The organism is Protofrankia sp. Cas3 (genome assembly GCF_963555955.1).
GTDB lineage: Bacteria > Actinomycetota > Actinomycetes > Frankiales > Frankiaceae > Protofrankia.
In genome coordinates this window covers 1-21,622 of sequence record NZ_CAUVXP010000068.1, presented here as the reverse complement: position 1 = coordinate 21,622, position 21,622 = coordinate 1, and the positions used below count along the sequence as shown (strand labels likewise).

Here is a 21,622-nt window from a genome sequence, read left to right as displayed (position 1 = left end):
CCCCATCACGCGAACACCACGGGGCACCACACAAAAACCAAGATGCCGACCTCGACCAGACGCCGACCATACGGGCCGGTCCGTGGCGCAGCCTGCTCCCGGCCATGGACGGCCGTGCTCGCCGGGTGCGTCGTCCACGCGCGACCGCGAAGTCTCGAAGGAGTCCTCCGCGTTGACATATGAAGGCTACGATCGGCTACGAAGAGCGACATCCGGACGAGGTGAGTCAACGTGCGTCATGATCCGTCCACGTTCGTCATCCCGACAGCCTTCTGGGATCGACCCCAGGTCGTCGAGGCACTGACGAAACGGGATGTCTGCGCGGTGTTCCGGCTGGTGCACCAGTACGCCGGGGCGAGCCAGGCCGGCATAGGTATGCGCGTAGGCATGGCGCAGTCCGAGATCAGCAAGTACCTCAACGGCAAGCGGGTCGCTACGGAGTTCGATGTGTTCGAACGCGTCGCCGATGGCCTCGACCTGCCAGACCGTGCTCGCATGCGGTTCGGGCTCGCGCCGCGAACGGAAGCCGGCCGCCAGGCCGTACCGCTGCAACGATCGACTACCGAACCCGACGTATCACGCGAAGATCCGGACTCAGTCGAGGAGATCGGGCAACGGATCGACGCTCTCGGCACGTCCAACGTCAGTCCGGCCGTCCTCGCGCACTTCGACGTGCTGATCTCTGTAATCGCCGACGAGTACGAGATTGCTGGACCGGACGCTCTGGCACCGCGGGTGCTGAAGCAGCGCCGCCGCGTGCAGAGTCTACTTGACGGGCGCCAGCCGCCCCGGCAGCGTGATCGACTGTACGAGATCGCCGGCCGCCTGTCCGGGATGCTCGGATACATGGCGGTCAACACCGGCAGGTTCGGGCTCGCACGCGCCTACTGCCTGGAAGCACTTCAGATCGTCGATCTTCTCGGACAGCGCGACCTCGCCGCGTGGGTTCGCGGTACCCAGAGTCTGTGCGAGTACTACGCCGGCAATTACCAGGCCGCTTTGGAGTTCGCCTGCGAAGGTCGCCGGCTCGCCGCCGGATCGGGGCAGTCGATCCGGCTTGCAGTAAACGGAGAAGCCCGCGCGCTGGGCCGACTCGGCGACCGAGACGGTGTCGGCAAGGCAGTGGGCGAGGCGTTCAAGCTGGCCGAGCGCCACCCGGTACCCGGTGACATGTCGCCCTGCATCTCCTTCGAGCCCTATAGCGTGGCCCGCATCACCGCAAACGCCGCAACCGCGTACGTCTCGCTGGGCGAGCCGGGCCGAGTCCGGGAGTATGCCGACGTGGCGGCCCAGGTCGCCGACCAGTCCCCGTCGATGTGGAGCCGCTGTCTCGTCCGGCTGGACCTGGCGACAGCCTTACTGCTCTCCGAATCCCCCGACCCGGAGCAGGCCGCAACCTTGGGCATCGAGGCTCTGACTACCGCTGCAGGCAACCCGATCGAGTCCATCCGCCGTCGCAGCCGCGAACTCGTCACCCAGACGCAGCCCTGGCGGCAGATCGGCCTGGTGACTGAACTCGCCGAGGCATCCCGCGCGCTCGCTCTCCCACCGGGCGGAAGCCGGTGACCGTCGTACCCACGGCGGATCCTGTCGCTGAGGACTGGCACCGCTTCGCCGCGCTCGACACTCTCACCAACCACTGGGACCGCCCAGGCTGGACACCCGGACGCCGGTCGTATCACTGGATGCTGACCTTCGAGGACGCGGCCGAGCTCTGCGACCTTGCCGCCAGATGCCAGGCCCGGCTACACCTACCTGTCCTCGACCCGGTTCCAGCCGACGGGCTGCACCTCACCCTTCAGCGACTTGCCTTCGCCGACGAGACCACGACCATCGAAGTCGAGAAGGCCGTCAACGAGACGCGACAGCAGCTCTCCGACGTCCAAACTTTCGCCCTGACTGTGGGACCGCTCGCCGGGTCCTCCGGCGCGGTCCGGTTCAGCGTCGTGCCGTGGGAACCCGTCATCGACCTGCGCAATCGGATCATCAACGCCACCGCCGCCACGCTCGGACCAGCCGCGGCCATCGCCAAGCCACGCGGCTTGCGGCCACACGTCGGCATCGCGTACTGCAACAGCCCGACCGACGCACGCCCGATCATCCAGGCAGTCGAGGCGCTTCGGGAGCTACCCCGAGCCGGCGTTCTGATCAAAGCCGTCGCCCTGGTCGAGCTGCGCCGCGAAGGTCGTACATACCGGTGGGAGACCGTGACCCGACTACCCCTGGCAGATCTCCCCCTCGCACCCCCGCGCCGTTGAGGGCGCCGGTTCCCCCGGCGTCAACGGCGTTCATCTGGCCGGTGAAGCGGGCGGCCTCGTCATCGTCATCGACGACCTGCACCGCGCCGACGAGCCGTCGGTGCTGCTGCTGACCTATCTGGCCGGGGAGCTGGCGGACGCCCCCGTGCTCGCCGCCGCCGCCTACCGCGACATCGAGGTCCATCCCGGGGACCCCGTCGCCACAATGCTCGGAACGGTGGCCGACGGTGCCACCACAGTGGTCGTCCCGGTACGGGGACTGGCCGAACACGCCGTGGGCGAAATGATCCGGTCGTTCGGCCTTCGCAACGGCACCGGGGCCGCCGGTACCAGTACCGCCCGAACCTCCGACGAGACGATCGAAGAAGACATCGTGGCGACGATGCACGCCCGGACCAGCGGCAACCCCTTCTTCGTACAGGAGCTGTCCAGGCTGCTGCACGCCGACGGGCATGAAGCCGCCGGCCTGCCCGCGAGCGTCCGGGAGGTGGTGAACCAGCGGATCGCCCGACTACCGGCGCAGTCCCGCCAGGTGCTGCGGGCGGCTGCCGTCCTGGGACGCGACTTCGGCCAACTCCCACTTTCCGCGGTGGTCGGCTGCTCCGAGCTGGCGGCTCTCGCCGCCTTGCAGCCCGCCGCAGCCGTGCAGCTCATCGCGGCCGACCCGGACCAACGCGGTCGGTACCGGTTCAACCACGTACTGGTACAGGAGGCGCTCTACAGCTCGCTCGACGTCATCGAACGGACCAGGCTGCACAGCCACGCGGCCCGAGCGATCGAAGAGCGCTACCGCGACGACGACGCATACCTGGGCGATCTTGCCTACCACGCCTACCACGCATGCCTGGGAATCGGCGCGGACGAGGTCGCCGGCCACGATGATGAGGGCGGGACGGACGCACGCGCGGCGTTCCGGCACACCCTTGCCGCCGGACGGTGGGCCGGCGGGCGGCTGGCCCACGAGGAATCCGCTCGGTGGCTGTCGATGGCGCTCGAGCTCGCCGACCGGTTCGGGCTGGCGGCCGGGTCCGGTTACATCGACCTGCTGACCGAGCTCGGCGAGGCATGGGCGCGGGCCGGCCACCGCGACAGTGCGCGCCGCGCCTGCGACCGCGCTGCCGAGATGGCCGCACGCTGTGGCGCACGCGCACAACTCGCCCGCGCCGCGTTGGGCGCGGGCACCACCGTGGTCACCGCAGGCACCGTCGACTGGGCGTTGGTCTCCCTGCTCACCCACGCCATCAAGGCGAACACCGACAATCACGCACTTCGGGCACGGCTGCTCAGCCGACTGGCGATCGAGCTGTACTGGCATGCGGGTGGTGAACCGGCGCGGGAACGCAGTGCCGAAGCGCTCGAGGTAGCCGGCGTAAGCGGCGACGACGCGGCCCTCGGGGTCGCGTTGCACGCCCGCCAGTTCACCCTGCGGGGAGCGGGCCATCTGACCGAGCGGATTGCGATCGGGCGACGCCTGGTCACCCTCGCGACCCGCGCGGATGATGCGGACCTCGCCAACCCCACCCACGTCTTCCTGGCCGCCGACCTGCTGAGGCGACAGCGTTCGCGGTGCGCTCGGGCATCGCCTGAATCCGCCAGCCGCCGGGGAACGTGTGTACATGGTCTGCCGGCGACGGCAGATGGCCGATCTCCGGGATGTCCGGGCCGGGGCCGCCCGCGCACCATTGCGGCCATGACGACAACCACTAACACGGCCACCACCGACACCAACACCACTCCCGAAGCCAAGCTGCGGGCCCGCCGCGAAGCGATCGTGCGGACGCACATGGAGGCCGAGGGCCGCCACGATGTGGCCGCCACCCTCAACACCTTCGCCGAGGCCAACTACGACGTGGTCGCCCTGGGCGCCCCGACGAACGGGCCGCAAGCGGTCGAGGAGCTACTGACCATGCTGTTCGGCGCGTTCCCCGATTTCGCCGCCGAAGCCCTTTCAATCCACCACGGCGACGACATCGTGTTCGTCGACACCCGGATGACGGGTACCCACCATGGCCCGTGGGCCGGTGTGCCCGCCACCGGCAGACCCATCGACGTGCGCTTGCGGCTGCGTCTTCCACTTCGACGACGACCGGCTTGTCAAGGAGACCGTCTCCTTCGACCACGCGACCCTGCTTGGCCAGATCGGCGTCAGCGGCTGACCCGCGTCCACCGGTCGTCGGTCAAGGACGGCACCAGCAGTCACCTGGCCGGGGTTGGAACATCCAGGAGCACGCCTTGTCCACGCAGAATCGTCGTCGAGCCGCCGAGGTTGCCGCGATGGTGAAGGCGTCTGGGGCGGCCCGACGACGAACCCGGGTCGCTGAGCGGGGTGGAAATGTCGGGATGGCGAGCTAAACTGAACATATGTTCGATACATCCGATGGATGTGCAAGATCTGATGCGTGCCCACCATGTGATGCGTGCGCAGGCCCCGAGCCCATCGCCGCCTTGGACGCGGATGCCTGCCTGACCCTCATGACGACCATCGTGCGGGAGAAGGCCAGGCTGGACGCGGCGCTGATCCGCACGCAGGCCCGGTTCGTCGAGCTGCGGTCCGCGGCCGGGCCGGACCCGGTGTTCAGCGAGTTCGCCGCCAGCGAGATCGCCATCGAGCTGGACCTGTCGTGCAGCGCCGCGGCCGCCCAGCTGAAACTGGCGCACACGATGACCTACCGGCTACCGGCCACCCTGGCCGCTCTGGAAGCCGGTGCGATCGACCTGGGCCGAGCGCGCGCGGTCGCCGACGCCACCGGCTCGCTGTCGCAGGTCCACGCGGCAGCCGTCGAGGAGAAGGTGCTGGCCCGCGGCGGTCGGGCGAGCCACACGCTGTTCCGCCAGGCCCTGCGCCGGGCCGTGCTCGCCGTCGACCCCGATGGCGCCCAGCGGCGCCACGAGAAGCAGCGCCGGGAGCGGCAGGTGCGCATCGGACCCCTCGACGACGGCATGGCCGAACTGTGGGCGTTCCTGCCGGCTGCCGAAGCCCAGGCCGCCTACCAGCACATCGACGCCCTCGCCCGCTGTGCCGGCGCTCCGGACGATCCCCGGAGCATGGATGAACGCCGCGCGGACGTCCTCACCGATCTACTGCTGGGCCGCCATCATGATTACGAACCCGTCCACATCGAGATCGGGGTGATCGTGCCTGCCGACACCCTGCTGGGGCTGACCGACACCCCCGGCGAGCTGGCCGGCTACGGGCCGATCTCCGCAGGGCTCGCCCGCGACCTGGCCTGCGCGGCCAACGCCACCTGGCGGCGGATCCTCACCGACCCCGTCGACGGCAGTCTCCTGGATGTGAGCCGGCGACGGTTCCCCTCAGCCGTGCTCGCCCGTCACGTGCAGACCCGGGACCGCACCTGTCGGTTCCCGAGCTGCCGTAGACCCGCCGCGGCCTGCGACCTCGACCACGTCCAGCCCCATGCTGGCGGCGGGACCACCGACCCGGCAAACCTGCTCACTCTGTGTCGCCGCCACCACCGCATGAAACACGGGGGGAAATGGTCGGTCAACCTGGCCGGCTCCGACGGGTCGGTCACCTGGACAAGCCCGGAAAAACGCGTCCACCACACCAGTCCGGAACCCTACATCGACTGCAACCCGAACCCGAACCCGAACCCGGACCCCAACGCCAACCCGGAGCCGGAGCCACCACCGTTCTGAAAGAGGAGGACCGCGTGAACATCACCGACAGCCCGCTCTACCTCTCCGGCACAGGCGCCAGGATCACCGTCCTCAGCTGAGGACCCCGGAGTCGGCGTGGGCTTGCGAGCGTGGGGACTGGTCGAACCGTCAGGAGATGTCGAGGATGGGTAGGCAGGCCTGTACCCGACACGTTCGAAGGAGACGGACCCATGGTCGAAGTCACGAGTAACCAACCGCCGGGGACACCCACCTGGATCGACCTCGGCATTCCCGACATCCAACGCGCAAAGGAGTTCTACGGCACCCTGTTCGGCTGGGAGTTCGAGGAGGGACCCCCCGAAGCCGGGGGCTACACGATGTGCCTGCTGCGCGGGCAGCCGGTGGCGGCCGTCATGGCGAACCCGGACCCGAACGCCACCTCGTTCTGGTGGAACCTCTACTTCGCCACCGACGACTGTGACGGCACCGCCAAGCACATCGCCGACGCCGGCGGCCAGGTCGTCGTGGCGCCCATCGATGCGATGGACGCCGGGCGGATGGCGATCGCCCTCGATCCGACCGGCGCGCAGTTCGGCCTCTGGCAGGGCCGTATGCACCCCGGCGCGCGGATCGTCAACGAACCCGGTTCCCTGGCGTGGAACGAGCTGCGCACACCCGCAGCGGACGCGGCCCGCACCTTCTACCAGGCGGTTTTCGACTACACCCTGGAACCCATGGCGGCTCCCGACATCGACTACACCGTGCTGCACCGCGGCGACGGCCAGATGATCGGCGGAATTCACGGCGTGGCCGACGCGCAGTCGTCATCCTGGATCACCTACTTCGAGGTCGAGAACACCGACGCGGCCGTACGGCGGGTCCTCGACGGCGGCGGCGCATGTCCCGGCGAACCCCAGGACTCCCCCTACGGGCGTGTCGCCATCGTCGAGGACCCGTTCGGTGTGGCGTTCCACGTCATCGCCTCCGCCCAGAACCCGCCCGGGTGAGGTTCAGGCCGCCGCTCAGGAGCGGGACAGCGCGGACCAGGGCACGTCCTTGTCGATCCGCGGCTCCGCCGGCAGGCCCAGGACCCGCTCTCCGATGATGTTCCGCTGGATCTGGTCGGTTCCGCCGGCCAGCCGGTAGCCGGGCGCGCCGAGCAGATGCTCGGTCCAGCCGAACCCCTCACCGGAGTCGGCCGCCGCCCGGCTACCCAGCAGGTCGACGGCGAGCTCGCCGGTGCGGGTCAGCACGTCGGAGGCGACCAGCTTGCCGACGGATGCCGCCGGCCCCGGCGACGCTCCGGCCGCTGCGGCCCGCGCCACCCGTCCGGCGGTCGCGGCCCGCAGCACCGTCCGGATGTAGAGGTCCGCGAGCTGCTGACGGACCACCGGGTCACCGGCCCGGCCCAGGCGGCGGGCGAGCTCCAGCACGTCGTCGAAGGTTCCGCCCTTACGACGGGTCACCGATCCGGACGCGGTGCGCTCGAAGGACAGCATCGCGTTCGCGACCCGCCAACCGTTGCCGACCGCGCCGACACGCAGGGCGTCGGGGATCCGGACGCCGGTGAGGAAGACCTCGTTGAACGACGTGCCTCCGCTCATCTGCCGGATCGGGCGGATCTCGATACCGGGGGCGTCCATGGGAACGAGGAAGGCGGTGATCCCGGCGTGCTTGGGCACGTCCGGGTCGGTGCGGGCGAGCAACAGCCCGTAGTCGGCGAACCGCGCGCCGGACGACCAGACCTTCTGCCCGTCGACGACCCAGGTCTCCCCGTCCGCCACGGCGCGGCAGGCCAGTGCCGCGAGGTCGGAACCGGCGCCGGGTTCGCTGAACAGCTGGCAGGCGAGCAGATCGGTACGCAGCAGCGGCCCGACGAACTGCTCCCGCTGTGCCTCGGTGCCGAACATCGCCACGGCCGGGCCGACCAGACCGGTCGTCACGCTGATCAGCTCGGTGGACGGCGGCACGGCGAACGCGCGTTCCTCCTCGGCGAAGGCGGTCGCGAACAGCGCGGGCAGACCGGCGCCGCCGTGCTCCACCGGCAGCGTGAGCGCTCCGTAGCCCGCGTCGTAGCGGGCCCGCCGATAGGCTCGGACGTTCTCCAGCAACGTGTGCTCGTCGCCGTCGGAGAGGTTACGGAACACCGCGAGGTCTGGCGGGCCGTGGCTTGCCACCGGCGCGGCAACGGTGGCGGCGAGCCAGCGCCGTACCTCGCCACGCCAGGTCACGAGGTCGACGGTGCTGCCCGAAGCGTTGCTGCCCGAAGCGGTCATCGGTGGGGGTCCCTTTCGCACGGCATCATCAGACGGTCAGCTCAGGCGGTCAGCTCAGGCGGTCAGCTCAGGCGGTCGACCTGGACGGTCAGCTCAGACGGTCAGGACCGCGCAGGCGGACAGTCCCGGCGCGCCGTACACGTGGGTGAAGCCGACCCGCGGGGCCCCGGGGACCGCCCGGCCCAGCGCCCGCCCCTGCAGCTGGCGGACGACCTCGTGCACCTGGCGCAGTCCGGACGCGCCGATCGGCTCACCGTTGGCGATGCATCCGCCGTCGGTGTTGACCGGGAGGCGGCCGTAGGCCTCGGTGGAGCCGTCAGCAAGGAGTTTCTCCTGCTCGCCGTGCCCGCACAGGCCCGTTTCGGCGAGGTGGATGATCTCCGAGCCGCTGTCGGTGTCCTGCAGTTGCGCGACGGCCACCTCGGACGGGTCGACACCGGCGGCGGCGAACGCCGCGGCAGCCGCGTCGATGCTCGGGCTGTGGTACGGATCGGGCGCGAGCCACGGGGAGAACACCTCGAACGATCCGAACCGGCGGGTGCGCAGCGCCACCGACGCGAGCCGCACCGGGCGTTCACACAGGTCACCGGCACGGTCGCCACGGACGAGGACGAGGGCGACCGCTCCCTCGCTCGGCGAGCAGAACATCGATCGGGTCAGCGGGGCGTTGACCGCCGGCGCGGCGAGTACCTCGTCCTCGGTGAGCGGGGTGCGCCGCCAGGCGGTGGGGCTGGCCTCGCCGTTGCGCAGCGCGCGCACCGCGACCCGGGCCAGTGACCGGTCGGAGACCGCGTGTTCGTACTGGTAACGCCGGGTCTTCATGGCGAAGTACTGGGTGGTGACCATGAGACCGGTCCGGCCGTACCAGTCCCCCAGCCCGTAACTGGCCGGGTCGGAGTTGAACGCGCCACGCGGGTGCTTGTCGAACCCGATGACAGTCGCCACGTCGGCCTCCCGGGCCCGCAGCGCGTTCGCCGCGGTCGCCAATGCTACACCACCAGTGGCACATCCATTGCGTACAGTAATGAACGATAGTCCGGTAAGACCGAGGCGGGAAACGAGGGTGTCGGGCTTGCCGGACACGTTGCTGCCACCGACGGCAAGGTCGACGTCGGGCCAGCCGATGCCTGCGTCGGCAAGCGCGGCCCGGGTTGCATGCTCGGCCATGACCATCGCGGCGACGCCCTCGTGCCGGCCGAAGGGGTGGATGCCGACCCCGACGACGTAGACGGCGTGGGCGGCATCCCGGTCCCGATCGGTACTCACGCGTCCGCTCCCGTCTCCTCGAGGCCCGTGGTGGGCTCGAAGGCGTAGGTGACCTCGCCGGTGGCGCCGATCGGGACGAGGGTGAGCCATACCCGCAGTCCGATGTCGAGCATGGCCGGGTCCCCGACCAGCAGGGACTCGACGAGCACCCCGCCGAGATCCACATAGCCGACCGCGTACGGCGCGAAGCCGTCCGGTGGAGCGTGATACGGCGGCTTCGGTTCGAAACCCTGCACGGTCAGCGTCCAGATCGTGCCGGTTTCGGGCAGCGTGACCACGGATATGTCGCTGCCAGCCGCCGAGCACCGGGGGCAGGACGGCCCGACCGGAAAGATCGTCGTTCCGCACCGCCCGCACGTGGCACCTGCCAGCCGCGGTGGGTCCAGCGAGGCGAACAACTCATGATCGATCGGGACGGGACGCGGTGGTACCACTGACGTCATCAGGACTCCTTTTTCAGCCTTCAACCCCCACGCCGTCAACCCGCGAGCAGTCAACCCGCGAGCAGTCAACCCGCGAGCAGTCAACCCGCGAGCAACAGCAACGGACGGGCGAGCAACGCCGTGACCGTCCGAAGGTATTCAGCGGCGGGCGCACCGTCGACGGCACGGTGGTCGAAGCTGAGGCTGAGTGTCAGCACCGACGTCCGCCGCGGCGTGTCCCCCTCCCAGCGGACCCCGTCGCGGACCCGCCCGACCCCGAGGATGGCCACGTTCGGCGGATTGATCACCGGGGTGAAGAAGTCCACGCCGTATCCGCCGAGGGATGTGACCACGAAGGTCGCACCCTCCAGATCTCGCACAGCAAGCTTCTTGTCACGGGCGGCGCCGGCCAGGCGTCTCACGTCGGCTGCAATGTCGAGCAGACCGCGGGTGGCGGCGTCGCGCACGACCGGCACGAGCAGTCCGTCCGGCACGGCCACGGCCACCCCGACGTGGATCTCGGGCAGTAGGTGGATTGCGCCGTCGCGGATGGTGGCGTTGAGCAGCGGATGGTCACCCAGCGCCAATGCCGCAGCGCGCACGACGAAGTCGTTCAGTGATGGCACCCGCGGTTCGCCCGCGGTGGCACCGGTGCCCGTCCACTCCCGCTTGAGCTGGGCACGCAGGGCCACGAGGTCGGTCACATCCGCCTCGTAACCGTGGGTGAGCTGCGCCATCTCCTGCAGGCTCGTATGCATGGTGCGGGCGATCGCGCCCCGCATACCGGTCAGCGCGATGACCTGACCCGCCCGTGGGCCGGCCGGTGGCGCTGCCTGCGGTGGGCGTTCATCCCGCGTCCCGGCTGCGGCCGCGGCTGCCGCTGCACGATCCACATCGGCCCGGCGGATCCGGCCTGCGGGCCCGCGCCCGGCAACCGTGGCGAGGTCCACACCGAGGGTCTCCGCGTACCGGCGCACCAGCGGGGTGACAGGCGGCGACACGACCAGCGGCGACACGACCGGCGGCGCGACGGGCAGCGGCGCGGCGACGTCCACCGCCTCGATGTCCTCGGAGACGATCCGGCCGCCCGGCCCGGTGCCACGGACGGTCACGAGATCGATGCCTCGCGCACGGGCGACGCGACGGGCGTTCGGGGACGCCAGCAGCCGACCGGCCGGCCCGGGTTGGGCCACCAGATCACCAGACCCCACCGCGCCAGACACCACCGCGCCGGACACCACCGCCCCGGATGGCGCAGCACCGGACACCGCACCCGGCAGAATCTCGCCGGCGGCGAGCAGCCAGCCCACCAGTGCGCCGGGAGGCAGGGTGGTTCCGGCCGGTACGACCGGATGGAAATGCCCCTCGCCCTCGGCCTCGACGTCCGTGTCGACCTTGTCGGTCGCGAGCCTCATGATCACATCGCCGGGTCGCACCGGGCCACCGGGCGGCACGAGCCATTCGGTGATCGTGCCTTCCTGCATCGTCAGCCCGAGCTTGGGCAGCAGCACCTCGACAGCCATCGCCGCAGTTCCTCTCTCCCCGGCCCCGGCCCTAGCCCCGTGCGAGCAGGCGGCGGCAGCCGTCGGCTATCCGGGTGCGGTCAGGGATGTAGGCCCGCTCAAGCGCCGGGCTGAACGGCACCGGGGTGAAGGGTGCGCCCAGGCGCAGCACCGGGGCGTCCAGATAGTCGAAGGCAACTTCCTGGACCTGCGCGGCGATCTCGGCGCCGATGCCACCAAACCGAACAGCCTCGTGGACCACAAGCACCCGGTTGGTGCGCACCACCGACTCGACGATCGCCTGGCTGTCCAGCGGCTGCACGGTCCGGGGGTCGATGACCTCGACCGAGACGCCCTCAGCTGCGAGTTCATCGGCCGCGGCCATCGCCTCGACGGTCATCCGCCCCAGGGCCACAATCGTGACGTCGTCGCCGGTGCGCAGCGTGGCGGCCTTCCCGATCGGGACCTCGTAGATCTCCTCGGGCACGTCTCCCTTGGCTCCGAGCAGGACCTTGTTGAGCATCACGATGACCGGATTGTCGTCACGCACCGCAGAGACGATCATCCCTTTGGCGTCCGCCGGGGTGGCGGGCATGACCACCTTGAGTCCCGGGGTGTGGGCGAGCCACGCCTCCAGGCTCTGGGAGTGCTGCGCGGCCGCGCCGAGCCCGGCACCCGCCGCGGTCGTGATGGTGAGCGGAACGTTGACCGACCCGCCGTACATGAACTTCATCTTGGCGGCCTGGTTGACCACCTGGTCCATGCAGACGCCGAGGAAGTCCATGAACATCAGGTCACACACCGGCCGCAGGCCGCGGGCGGCGGCACCCACGCCGAGGCCGACGATCGCCGCCTCGGAGATGGGCGTGTCCACGACGCGGCGCGGCCCGAACTCCGAGAGCAACCCGTCGAACATGTGGAAGACCCCACCGTAGCCGGCGACATCCTCACCGACTACGAACACGTCGTCGTCGTCGCGCATGACCTGCGCGAGGCCCTCATTGAACGCCTTGACATAGGTCAGGGTGCGGGTCATCGACTGGGAACTCCTTCGGCCGCTCGTCGCTGTACCGGGCTCATTCGCTGTAGACGTCACGGGCGATGTCCGCCGGATCCGGCTCGGGACTCGCCTCCGCGAAGGCGATCGCCGCGGCCACCTCGGTCCTGGTCTGCGCCCAGATCTCCTCGAACCGCTCCGGAGCGACGGTGCCGGCAGCGGTCGCCCCGCGCTCCAGCAGCTTGATCGCGTCGCGTTCCTTCCAGGCGTCGATCTCCTCCTGGGTGCGGTACTGGATGCGCAGACCCTTGACGCCCTGGTGATCGTAATAACGGTAGGTCTTGGCCTCGACCATGGTCGGGCCACCACCGGCCCGGGCCCGTTGCACCGCGCGCAGGGTGGCCGCACGGACGGCGACCGCGTCCATCCCGTCGCAGATCTCGCTCGGCATGCCGTAGGCGGCGGCGCGATCAGCGACATCGGTGAGCAGCATGTGCCGGGCCTGTGGCGTGAACTCGGCGTAGCCGTTGTTCTCGCAGACGAGCACGACCGGCAGGTGCAGCACGGCGGCGAGGTTGGCCGCCTCGTGGAAGGTGCCGATGTTCGACGCGCCGTCACCGAAGAACGCCATGGCAACCGTCCCGTCGGACCGGTAGGCGCCGGCGAAGGCCGCGCCCACCGCGATCGGGATGCCAGCGCCGACGATGCCGTTCGCGCCGAGCATGCCGATCGACAGGTCGTTGATGTGCATGCTCCCGCCCCGGCCGTGGCAGTAGCCGTCAACCCGGCCGAACAGTTCCGCGAACATCCGGGCGAAGTCCGCACCCTTGGCGACCGCGTGACCGTGCCCGCGGTGGGTGGAGGTGATCTGGTCCTCATCGCGCAGCGTGCTGATCGCGCCGGCGGCGACCGCCTCCTGCCCGACGTAGAGGTGCAGAAAACCAGGCAGCGTTCCGGCCTCCATCAGCCGACCCGCCTCGGTCTCGAACACCCGAATGCGCACCATCCGGCGGTGCAGGTCCAGGAGCACGGCCGCGTCGGCGGTGCCGGCGGTTTCGGCGGTGCCGGCGGTGCCGGCGGTGCCGGCGGTGCCGGCGGCCGGCGGCGCGGGCTGGGCGTCCTGGTCGGCCGTGGCGGCTCGCGTCATGATGCCTGCCCCTCTCTGCCGTGGCCCGGCTGCCATGCACAGCGAATCGCCGTGCCATCCGACATCCGGGAGTTTGTCGAAATGGACTCTAGTAAGGGATGACTCGACACGCCAGACTCGTATCTGATGTTTGTGGTGAGCAGCTGCAGTAAGTCAGGGAGATGAACCCATGCGGGTCCTGGTTCTCACCGGCGGTCACCGTGTCGACCTTGACGCCTTCCTCGGGATGGTGGCCGACATCTGTGCCGAGCGGGACTGGCTGTGGACGCATGCAATCCAGCCCTGCGCGCAGGCGTGGTTGCGGCCCGAGCATGCCGGGAGCTTCGAGGCACTGCTCTGCCACGACATCCCCGGCCTGAGCCTGCACCGGGGCTCGCCGCCCGTGCCCGAAGGCCCCGATCCGCAGGTGGCCCGTGCCCTCGTCGAGCTGCTTGAGATGGGCCAGGGGCTCGTCGTCACCCACCACTCGCTGGCCGGCTGGCCTGGCTGGGAGGGCTGGGCCGAGGCGCTGGGCGGTCGCTTCCACTACGCGTCAGCCCGGTTACGCGGCCGGATGTGGCCGTCGTCGGGCAGCTGGGTGGGCGAATACCCCGTGCGCGTGGCGGCGCCCGCCCACCCGGTCTGCGCCGGCGTCGCCGAGTTCACCGTCACCGACGAGCTGTACTGCTGCCCGGTCTTCGAAGCCGACGTCGTCCCGTTGCTGCGGACCGACGCCGACCTGAACGGCAGCCGCTTCCGCTCGGCCTATGAACACGTCCTGCTCGGCGAGCGCCACGCGCCGGACTGCTCGGGGCATCCGCCCGCGAGCGACCTTCTGGCCTGGGCGAAGGTCGCTGGCCGCAGTCCACTGGTCTACCTGCTGCCCGGCGACTGCGCCCGCACGTTCGCGCTGGCGAACTACCGACAGCTGATCGCGAACGCATTGGCCTGGGTGGCCTCGTCCGAGGCACACGCATGGGCGCGTAGGAATCCGGTCCGACTCGATCCCCGGGTCGGGCAGGTATGACGACCACCGGGTGGTGCTGGGCCTGCGGGCCGCGATCGGGGCAATGCGCCGCGCCGGCGGCGGAGCGGTCGTGGTGACCTCGTCCGTCACCGGCCTGGGTGGTGAACCCCGGCGCTGGCCGTACGCGGCGGCCAAGGCCGGAGCGATCAACCTGGTCCGATCGGCCGCCATCGACCCCGCGCTGCCCGCACCCAGCCCGGTTTCGCCGACTGCGATCGACCCGGTTTCTTGACGCTGTCTACAGCTATGTGGCTACAGTCATCCGGGGTGGACGGGCAACAGGGGTCAGACCTTGAAAAGGGCGGTGAGGTCCGTTGCGGCTCGCTGGGATCGATGATCGGATGCGGCAGGACCCGACCGGCGTCGCCTTGGTGGACGACACCGGGCACCTGACGTGGGCGGAACTCGCCACCCAGGTGCGTGGAGTCGCCGCGGAGATGCTGGCGGTGGCGGGTGGCGACGGGGAGCGGGTCGCGGTCTCCGGCGAGAACTCCATCCCCACCCTGGTCGCACACGCCGCAGGCATCCTCGCCGGCGTCGGAACCGTGGCCGTCTCCCGCCAGCTCGCCGTCGGGGAGCTGACCGACCTACTCCTCGACGCCGGCGCGGTGGCAGCGGTCGCCGGGCCGGCCAGCCGCGACGGTGTGACCGCGGCCGCCGGACCCGCACGGTTACGCGTCGTCGTCGTCCACGGCACCGGCACCGGCACCGGCACCGACGTTGGCGTTGGCGTTGGCGTTGGCGTTGGCAGCCAGACGGACTGGACGGACTGGACGGGTAGCGACCGGGCGATGCCGGATGTTGCCGGCCGGCCCGCCCGACCACCGCTGGTCTACACCTCTGGCACCACCGGCCGACCACGGGGCACCGAGGTCCGCTGGACCGCGCCGACACCGCGGACTGCGGTGGCCTACGCCGAGGCGCTGGCCGCCCGCTCGGGCTTCCCCGCCGGACCACACCTGGTGGTCGGGCCGCTCCAGCACAACGCTCCCCTGACAAGCCTGCGCCACCTGCTGTCCGGACAGCCCGTGGTCGTCCTCGGACGGTTCGACGCCGAGCGCGTGCTGCGCCTCATCGAGAGCCACCGGGTGACCTCGACGGTGATGGTCCCGACGCACTTCTCCCGGCTGCTCGCCCTGCCCGCCGGCGTACGCGCCGGCCATGACGTGACGAGCCTGCGCAGTCTCCCCCACACCGGGTCGGCCTGCCCGCCCGACGTCAAACGGGCGATGATCGACTGGTTCGGGCCGGTGCTGGTGGAGTCCTACGGCGGCAGCGAGGTGGGCACGCTCTGCCGGATCAGCAGCGAGGAGTGGCTGGTCCGACCCGGTTCGGTCGGCCGCTGCATGCCGCCGTTCGAGGCGGTGGTCCTCGACGCCGACAACGCCCCGATGCCCGCCGGCGAGGTCGGGGTACTGGGCTTCCGCGCCCCGGCCGACCGGGGCGTGCGGTACCACGACGATCCGGCCAAGACCGCCGCCGCATACCTCCTTCCGAACGTGTTCACTCTCGGCGACGTCGGCTATGTCGACGCGGACGGCTACGTCCATATCACCGATCGGATAGCTGACATGGTGGTCTCCGGCGGGGTGAACCTCTACCCGGCCGAGAGCGAGCGTGTCCTCGCGCACCACCCCCAGGTAGCGGATGTCGCCGTGATCGGCGTACCCGACACGGACATGGGTGAGGCGTTGCGGGCACTGATCGTGCCCGCGGGCCAGGCACCGGACAGCGGAGACCTCGACCAGTTCTGCCGGGCCTCACTCGCCGCATACAAATGCCCAAAATCATATGAAATCATCGCGGAGCTACCTCGCAACGCCATGGGCAAGGTCGACAAGAAGGCGCTGCGGCGTCCCTACTGGGACACCGAACGCACCATTGCCGGATAAATACCAGCTAAACGCCGGATGAACAACCCTCACCCCCGCCCTCACCCTCACCGCCTTCGGCCGACACCCGCCCTTGACCGGCCTCCGGGCCGGGAGCTGGAAAGTGAACCCATGACTGAGGTGCTGTTCGTCCGCCACGGCCTGCCCGTCAACGGCGTCGCCGATCCCGGCCTGGCCGGGGACGGCATGATCCAGGCCAAGCGGCTGGCTGCGTGGCTGGCCGCCGAGCAGGTGGACGCCCTGGCCACCAGCCCGCTGCGGCGGGCCCGCGAGACCGCGGCCGTACTCGCCGCGGAACTGGGATTCGTCCCGGTCGAGATCCCCGACCTGCGCGAGTGGGAACCCCACGAACCGAACGAGGTCTACACCCCGGTGGAACAGATGGCCGCGGACGACCCACGCGCCCGAGCAGCCGTCGAAGGCCGTTACAACGACTTCGTCCCGGAGCTCGACCAACCCGCCTTCATCGCCCGTGCCCACGACTGCCTGGAGCAGCTCTTCGAGCGCTGGCCGTCCGGCCGGGTGGTGGCCGTCGGCCACGGCGGGATCATCAACGCCATTCTGGCCGGGGTCATCGGTACCCGCGACCTTTTCTGGTTCAACGCCGGGTACACCTCGGTGTCCCGGGTCGAGAAGCTCGCGTCGGGCCGGATCGTCGTCCACTCCGCGAACGAAACCGGCCACCTGCTCGGCAGTCGTTCCTGACCTCAAGTCAGAAACGCAGGCTGCCCGAACCCGGTCCGTGGCTTCGGGGCCGAACGGTCCGCTTCCTCGCCGCCCCGGCATGACCGGCATCTCAGGTCGTGATTCGATTAGGTGAGCTTTACTTATATTTCTGGTACCTTCCCTTAAACCAACACCGGCGATCACGGAGGTACCGGACGTGTGGAGCGACGTTGTCCCGAACCTGCTCATCGGGTTACGCGAGGGTCTCGAGGCGGGTCTGATCGTCTCGATCCTGGTCGCCACACTCGTTCGCGCCGACCAACGCGAGCGCCTCCCCCAGGTCTGGACGGGGGTCCTGGCCGCGGTGGCGCTCTCGGCCAGCTTCGGGGCGGTCCTGACCTTCGCCGCCGCCTCGATGTCGACCAAAGCGCAGGAGGGGTTCAGCGGCATCCTGAGCCTGATCGCCGTCGGGTTCGTCACCATAATGATCTTCTGGATGCGGCGGTCGGCACGGGCACTGTCCGGCGAGATCGCGGGCCGGGTGACGGCTGCGCTCACGCTCGGGCCCGGCGTGCTGGTCCTCACCGCGTTCCTCGCGGTGGCCCGGGAGGGCCTGGAGACCTCCCTGTTCGTCTGGACGACCACCCGCGGCGCGGGCGAGTCGGCCGGCCCGCTGGTCGGGGCCGCTGCCGGGCTCACGCTCGCCGCTGCGTTGTGCGTCGGCATGTACCGCCGCGCCGTGAAGATCAATCTGACCCGTTTCTTCACGTTCACCGGCATCGGGCTGATTGTGGTCGCGTCCGGCGTGGCCGGGTACGGCCTGCGTGATCTGCAGGAGAGCGCCATCCTGCCCGGCATCGGCACGGCCGCGTTCGACCTCGGCGCCACCATCGACCCGAGCTCCTGGTACGCCCGGCTCGTCGAGGGCATCTTCAACATCACACCCCGGCTGACTGTCCTCCAGCTCGTCGGCTACCTCGCCTATCTGATCCCGGTGATGGCCCTGTTCGTCCGAGGTATCCGCCCCGCCCGCGCGCCATCCCCCGCGGTACCGGCGGCTGTTGCCGCCGCCGAGGTAGCGCCGGTCGAGGTCCAGCCGGCACCGGGCGGTTCGCGACGGGTGCCCCGGTGGGTGCTTCCGGTGGCCATGGTCGCCATACCCGCCGTCGCCGCCGGCGCCGCCATCCTCGCGCTCGGCCCGGCCACCGGGACGGGTGACACGACGATCGAGGCGACCTCGGGTTCCTGTGTCACCGCCTGGGACGCGCCGCAACCCGGCCGGGTGACCTTCACCGTCCGCAACACCGGCGGGCACACCATGGAGGTCCGCCTCATCGACCCGGCGAGCGGTGCGATCCACGCTGAGATCGAACTGCTCGCCCCGGGCACCAACCGGCCGCTGGCCGCGACCATCGGAGGCGGCACCTACGCCTGGCAGTGCCTCCCCGACGGTGGAGATCCCGTCGTCTCGGCGAGCCGGCGGGTGGCCGGCCCGGGCAACGGCGACCTGGCGATCATCCCGGTGACGGAAGAGACCATGCGCGCACCCGTGGACGCCTACCGCGCGTTCGTCACCGCGGGCCTGGCCACGCTGGCACGCGACACCGACACGCTGCGGGCGGACGTCGAGGCCGGCGACCTCGACGCGGCCCGTCGCGACTGGCTCACCGCGCATCTTGACTACGAACGACTCGGCGCCGCCTACGGCACGTTCGGCGACTTCGACGCGTCGATCAACGGACGGCCCGCGGGTCTGCCGGACGGCGTCGGCGACCCGGACTTCGCCGGATTCCACCGGGTCGAGCACGGGCTGTGGCACGGCGAGTCGGTGGACTCGTTGAAGGCGCCGGCGGCGACGCTCGCCGATTCCGTCGCCCGGCTCGTCAAGGCCTTCCCCACCCAGGAGTTCGATTCCCACGACCTGGCGCTGCGCACCCACGAAATTCTTGAGAACACCATCGAGTTCCAGCTCACCGGTACCGCCGACCAGGGCAGCGGCACGGCGCTGGCGACCGCGGCGGCGAACGTGGACGGAACCCGCGAACTGTTGACCATCATCGCGCCGCTGCTGACGACACGGGCGCCGGCCACACTCGCGGCCTCCCAACGCCAGCTCGACGCATTCGGGACGCTCCTGCGCCAGACCGCCGACCCGGCCGGAACCTGGATCGCCCCGGACACCCTCCCCCGCGGCGACCGGGCGCGGTTGAACGGCAGCCTCGGCGCACTGCTGGAGACCCTCGCACCCATCCCCGACGTCCTGGAGATCAGGACCACCGGATGAGCGAGCACCGCCTTCCCGCCCGCGACACCACCTCACCTTCGCACCCTTCCGGAGCGCCGTCGATGACCGAATCCGCCGACCCGTCACTGCCACGGCAGCCGGCAGACACCCCCACCGCGGCCGCCCCCACCGCCGCCGCCAGCTGCCCGGCGCCGCGACGGCGCGCCGGGTTCCCAGGCGTTGCGCTCGGGCGCCGGTCGTTTCTCGCCGGGGCGCTGGCCGCGGGTGCGGCCGTGGGCGCCGGCGTCGGTGCCGGTGGTGTGGCGCTGGCCGCAAGCGACACGGGCGGCACCCACGACACGAGCTCGAACGCGGTGGTCGCCTTTCACGGGACCCATCAGGCCGGGATCGTCACGCCGCCACCCACGGCGGCGATGTTCGCGTCCTTCGACGTGATCGCGCCGGACCGCGCCGGGCTGGTCGAACTGTTCAAGACGATCACTGACCGGGCGCGGTTCCTGACCGCCGGCGGCACCCCGGTCGACCTCGGCAGCACCGCCCCACCGTCGGACAGCGGCATCGTCGGACCCACCGTGCCCTCCGATTCGCTGACCGTCACCGTCGGGGTGGGCGCGTCGCTGTTCGACGGCCGGTTCGGCCTGGCCGACCGGCGGCCGCGCCATCTCACACCGATGCGCACGTTCCCCAACGACAACCTCGACGCGACCCAGTGTCACGGCGACCTCAGCCTGCAGCTGTGCGCACACAGCCGCGACACCGTGCTGCACGCGCTGCGTGACATCGCCCGCCACACCCGCGGCGGTATGCAGCTGCGCTGGCGCGTCGACGGCTTCCAGAACCCACCACGACCGGCCGGCGCCCAGCGCAACCTGCTCGGTTTCAAGGACGGCATCGCCAACCCGGACGTGACCAGCGCCGCCGAGATGGACCGGCTGGTCTGGGTACACGGCGGCGACGAGCCCGCCTGGACCGCGGGCGGCTCCTACCAGGTCATCCGTGTCATCCGGATGCTGGTGGAGTTCTGGGACCGGGTCTCTCTCAACGAACAGGAGATGATGATCGGCCGGCGACGGGATACCGGCGCCCCGCTGGACGGTACGGCCGAACGTGACATCCCGGACTACGCCGGTGACACGGACGGTAAGATCATCCCGCTCGATGCGCACATCCGGCTGTCCAACCCCCGCAGCGCCGCCACCGCGGACTCCCGCATCCTGCGCCGGGGCTACAACTACGACCGGGGCATCGACGCCAACGGCAACCTCGACATGGGTCTGGCCTTCTGCTGCTACCAGCAGGACATCGCCCGCCAGTTCGAGACCACCCAGACCAGGCTCATCGACGAGCCCCTGGTCGACTACATCAGCCCCACCGGCGGCGGCTACTTCTTCGTCCTGCCCGGCGCCCGGGACGCCGCCGATCACCTCGGCCGCACCCTGCTCGCCTGACCGTGGTCGGTGCACGGTTGGACGGCGGCACAGTCGCCGTCCAACCAGGACACTCGGCACGACGGGTGCGTCAGTAGGACGCGGTGCCGCCGTCGACGCTGAGCAGCGCGCCGGTGATACCCGCGCCCGCGTTCGAGGCGAGCAGCACGGCCATGGCCGCGACCTCCTCGACCGTGTTGGGCCGCTTGATCGAGGACTCCTTGGCGAACAGCTCGACCATCTCGTCGAAGGTGATCCCCATGGCCGCCGCCGTGGCCGGCCCGTTCTCCTTGACGACATCTGTGATGATCAGACCCGGGCAGATCGAGTTGACGGTGACCCCCTCGGCTCCGACCTCACGGGCGATCGACTTGGTCATGCCGTTGATCGCGTGCTTGGCGGCCACATAGGGGGTCAGGACGGGCTTGCCGTGCTTGCCCTCCACCGAGGAGATGTTGATGATCCGCCCCCACCTGCGTTCGATCATGGGCGGCAGGGCGCGCCGGGTGGCCCAGAAGGTCGAGTACAGGTTCCACTTCATCGTCAGGTCCCACGTCTCATCGCTGAGCAGGACGGTCGGCTGAAGGTCGACGGCTCCACCGGCGTTGTTGACCAGGATGTCGACCCGTCCGAAGTGCTCGACGGTCGCGTCGACGAAGCCCTCGACGTCGGCCTGCTGGGTGACGTCACCGGCGCGGAAGATCGCCCGGTCGCCGGCACCCAGGGCCGCGAGGGTCTTCTCCCCCTTGTCCACGGACCGACCGTTGATCGCGACGGACGCCCCCTGGGCGAGAAACGCCTCGGCGATGGCGCGGCCGATCCCCGCCGTCCCTCCCGTGATGGCCGCGACCTTGCCTTCAAGCTGCATACGTCCTCCTGGGAGCGCGTGAGGTCGACAGG

Annotated in this window: 18 protein-coding genes; 11 read left to right on the top strand and 7 right to left on the bottom strand. The window is 70.3% G+C overall.

The annotated features are described in order from the left end of the window. The first annotated feature begins 231 nt into the window (after window positions 1–231). The 5 genes from U9983_RS14375 to U9983_RS14355 all read left to right on the top strand — a co-directional run bounded on the left by U9983_RS14375 (window position 232) and on the right by U9983_RS14355 (window position 6,883). Window positions 232–1,566, top strand: coding sequence for a helix-turn-helix transcriptional regulator (locus tag U9983_RS14375; RefSeq protein WP_322754516.1), 1,335 nt, complete (start codon window positions 232–234; stop codon window positions 1,564–1,566). Continuing rightward, window positions 1,563–2,258, top strand: a complete 696-nt coding sequence (locus U9983_RS14370; RefSeq protein WP_322754515.1) for a 2'-5' RNA ligase family protein — start codon at window positions 1,563–1,565, stop codon at window positions 2,256–2,258. The genes U9983_RS14375 and U9983_RS14370 overlap by 4 nt, the downstream gene beginning before the upstream one ends. 100 nt (window positions 2,259–2,358) lie before the next feature. Then, the gene (locus tag U9983_RS14365; RefSeq protein ID WP_322754514.1) at window positions 2,359–4,539 is read left to right on the top strand and encodes an ATP-binding protein; all 2,181 of its coding nucleotides are present in this window, start codon (window positions 2,359–2,361) and stop codon (window positions 4,537–4,539) included. Between the two features lie 191 nt (window positions 4,540–4,730). Then, the gene (locus U9983_RS14360) at window positions 4,731–5,915 is read left to right on the top strand and encodes an HNH endonuclease signature motif containing protein (RefSeq protein ID WP_322754513.1); all 1,185 of its coding nucleotides are present in this window, start codon (window positions 4,731–4,733) and stop codon (window positions 5,913–5,915) included. 191 nt (window positions 5,916–6,106) lie between these two features. Beyond that, entirely contained in the window at window positions 6,107–6,883 is a 777-nt protein-coding gene (locus U9983_RS14355; protein ID WP_322754512.1) for a VOC family protein, read from the top strand. 15 nt (window positions 6,884–6,898) lie between these two features. Here the strand turns inward: U9983_RS14355 and U9983_RS14350 are convergent, their stop codons facing one another. From U9983_RS14350 to U9983_RS14325, 6 genes are all read right to left on the bottom strand, one after another. Continuing rightward, window positions 6,899–8,152 (bottom strand): acyl-CoA dehydrogenase family protein, encoded by a 1,254-nt coding sequence (locus tag U9983_RS14350; RefSeq protein ID WP_322754511.1) that lies wholly within the window; start codon window positions 8,150–8,152, stop codon window positions 6,899–6,901. A 93-nt stretch (window positions 8,153–8,245) separates the two neighbouring features. Continuing rightward, entirely contained in the window at window positions 8,246–9,418 is a 1,173-nt protein-coding gene (locus U9983_RS14345) for a thiolase family protein (protein WP_322754510.1), read from the bottom strand. Next, window positions 9,415–9,861, bottom strand: a complete 447-nt coding sequence (locus U9983_RS14340) for a Zn-ribbon domain-containing OB-fold protein (protein WP_322754509.1) — start codon at window positions 9,859–9,861, stop codon at window positions 9,415–9,417. Before U9983_RS14340 ends, U9983_RS14345 begins: the two co-directional genes overlap by 4 nt. Before the next feature lie 80 nt (window positions 9,862–9,941). Next, on the bottom strand, window positions 9,942–11,363 hold the full coding sequence (locus U9983_RS14335; RefSeq protein ID WP_322754508.1) for a 2-oxo acid dehydrogenase subunit E2: 1,422 nt from the start codon (window positions 11,361–11,363) through the stop codon (window positions 9,942–9,944). A 31-nt stretch (window positions 11,364–11,394) separates the two neighbouring features. Next, window positions 11,395–12,378, bottom strand: coding sequence for an alpha-ketoacid dehydrogenase subunit beta (locus U9983_RS14330; RefSeq protein WP_322747069.1), 984 nt, complete (start codon window positions 12,376–12,378; stop codon window positions 11,395–11,397). A gap of 40 nt (window positions 12,379–12,418) precedes the next feature. Continuing rightward, a complete protein-coding gene (locus U9983_RS14325; RefSeq protein ID WP_322754507.1) occupies window positions 12,419–13,486 on the bottom strand; it encodes a thiamine pyrophosphate-dependent dehydrogenase E1 component subunit alpha in 1,068 nt (355 codons plus the stop codon). A gap of 169 nt (window positions 13,487–13,655) precedes the next feature. Between U9983_RS14325 and U9983_RS14320 the strand changes: the two genes are divergently transcribed. The 6 genes from U9983_RS14320 (at window position 13,656) to efeB (ending at window position 20,743) form a co-directional block, all read left to right on the top strand. Then, window positions 13,656–14,492, top strand: coding sequence for a ThuA domain-containing protein (locus U9983_RS14320; protein WP_322754506.1), 837 nt, complete (start codon window positions 13,656–13,658; stop codon window positions 14,490–14,492). A gap of 10 nt (window positions 14,493–14,502) precedes the next feature. After that, a complete protein-coding gene (locus U9983_RS14315; protein ID WP_322754505.1) occupies window positions 14,503–14,724 on the top strand; it encodes an SDR family NAD(P)-dependent oxidoreductase in 222 nt (73 codons plus the stop codon). Window positions 14,725–14,833: 109 nt separating this feature from the next. After that, window positions 14,834–16,384, top strand: coding sequence for an AMP-binding protein (locus U9983_RS14310; protein WP_322754504.1), 1,551 nt, complete (start codon window positions 14,834–14,836; stop codon window positions 16,382–16,384). Between the two features lie 111 nt (window positions 16,385–16,495). Continuing rightward, a complete protein-coding gene (locus tag U9983_RS14305) occupies window positions 16,496–17,089 on the top strand; it encodes a histidine phosphatase family protein (RefSeq protein WP_322754503.1) in 594 nt (197 codons plus the stop codon). A 178-nt stretch (window positions 17,090–17,267) separates the two neighbouring features. Continuing rightward, a complete protein-coding gene (gene efeU, locus U9983_RS14300) occupies window positions 17,268–19,334 on the top strand; it encodes an iron uptake transporter permease EfeU (RefSeq protein ID WP_322754502.1) in 2,067 nt (688 codons plus the stop codon). Window positions 19,335–19,396: 62 nt separating this feature from the next. Next, a complete protein-coding gene (efeB, locus tag U9983_RS14295; RefSeq protein ID WP_416211397.1) occupies window positions 19,397–20,743 on the top strand; it encodes an iron uptake transporter deferrochelatase/peroxidase subunit in 1,347 nt (448 codons plus the stop codon). A gap of 70 nt (window positions 20,744–20,813) precedes the next feature. Here efeB and U9983_RS14290 read toward each other — a convergent pair whose 3' ends face one another. Then, window positions 20,814–21,590 carry an SDR family NAD(P)-dependent oxidoreductase gene (locus tag U9983_RS14290; protein ID WP_322754500.1) on the bottom strand — a complete coding sequence of 259 codons (777 nt, stop codon included), beginning with the start codon at window positions 21,588–21,590 and terminating at the stop codon, window positions 20,814–20,816. Window positions 21,591–21,622: the final 32 nt, after the last annotated feature.

Coding starts and splice junctions, on each gene's coding strand:
- U9983_RS14360 (WP_322754513.1), top strand. CDS start 4,731: ATGACGACCATCGTGCGGGAGAAGGCCAGGCTGGACGCGGCGCTGATC.
- U9983_RS14355 (WP_322754512.1), top strand. CDS start 6,107: ATGGTCGAAGTCACGAGTAACCAACCGCCGGGGACACCCACCTGGATC.
- U9983_RS14350 (WP_322754511.1), bottom strand. CDS start 8,152: ATGACCGCTTCGGGCAGCAACGCTTCGGGCAGCACCGTCGACCTCGTG.
- U9983_RS14340 (WP_322754509.1), bottom strand. CDS start 9,861: ATGACGTCAGTGGTACCACCGCGTCCCGTCCCGATCGATCATGAGTTG.
- U9983_RS14335 (WP_322754508.1), bottom strand. CDS start 11,363: ATGGCTGTCGAGGTGCTGCTGCCCAAGCTCGGGCTGACGATGCAGGAA.
- U9983_RS14330 (WP_322747069.1), bottom strand. CDS start 12,378: ATGACCCGCACCCTGACCTATGTCAAGGCGTTCAATGAGGGCCTCGCG.
- U9983_RS14325 (WP_322754507.1), bottom strand. CDS start 13,486: ATGACGCGAGCCGCCACGGCCGACCAGGACGCCCAGCCCGCGCCGCCG.
- U9983_RS14320 (WP_322754506.1), top strand. CDS start 13,656: ATGCGGGTCCTGGTTCTCACCGGCGGTCACCGTGTCGACCTTGACGCC.
- U9983_RS14310 (WP_322754504.1), top strand. CDS start 14,834: ATGCGGCAGGACCCGACCGGCGTCGCCTTGGTGGACGACACCGGGCAC.
- U9983_RS14305 (WP_322754503.1), top strand. CDS start 16,496: ATGACTGAGGTGCTGTTCGTCCGCCACGGCCTGCCCGTCAACGGCGTC.
- efeB (WP_416211397.1), top strand. CDS start 19,397: ATGACCGAATCCGCCGACCCGTCACTGCCACGGCAGCCGGCAGACACC.
- U9983_RS14290 (WP_322754500.1), bottom strand. CDS start 21,590: ATGCAGCTTGAAGGCAAGGTCGCGGCCATCACGGGAGGGACGGCGGGG.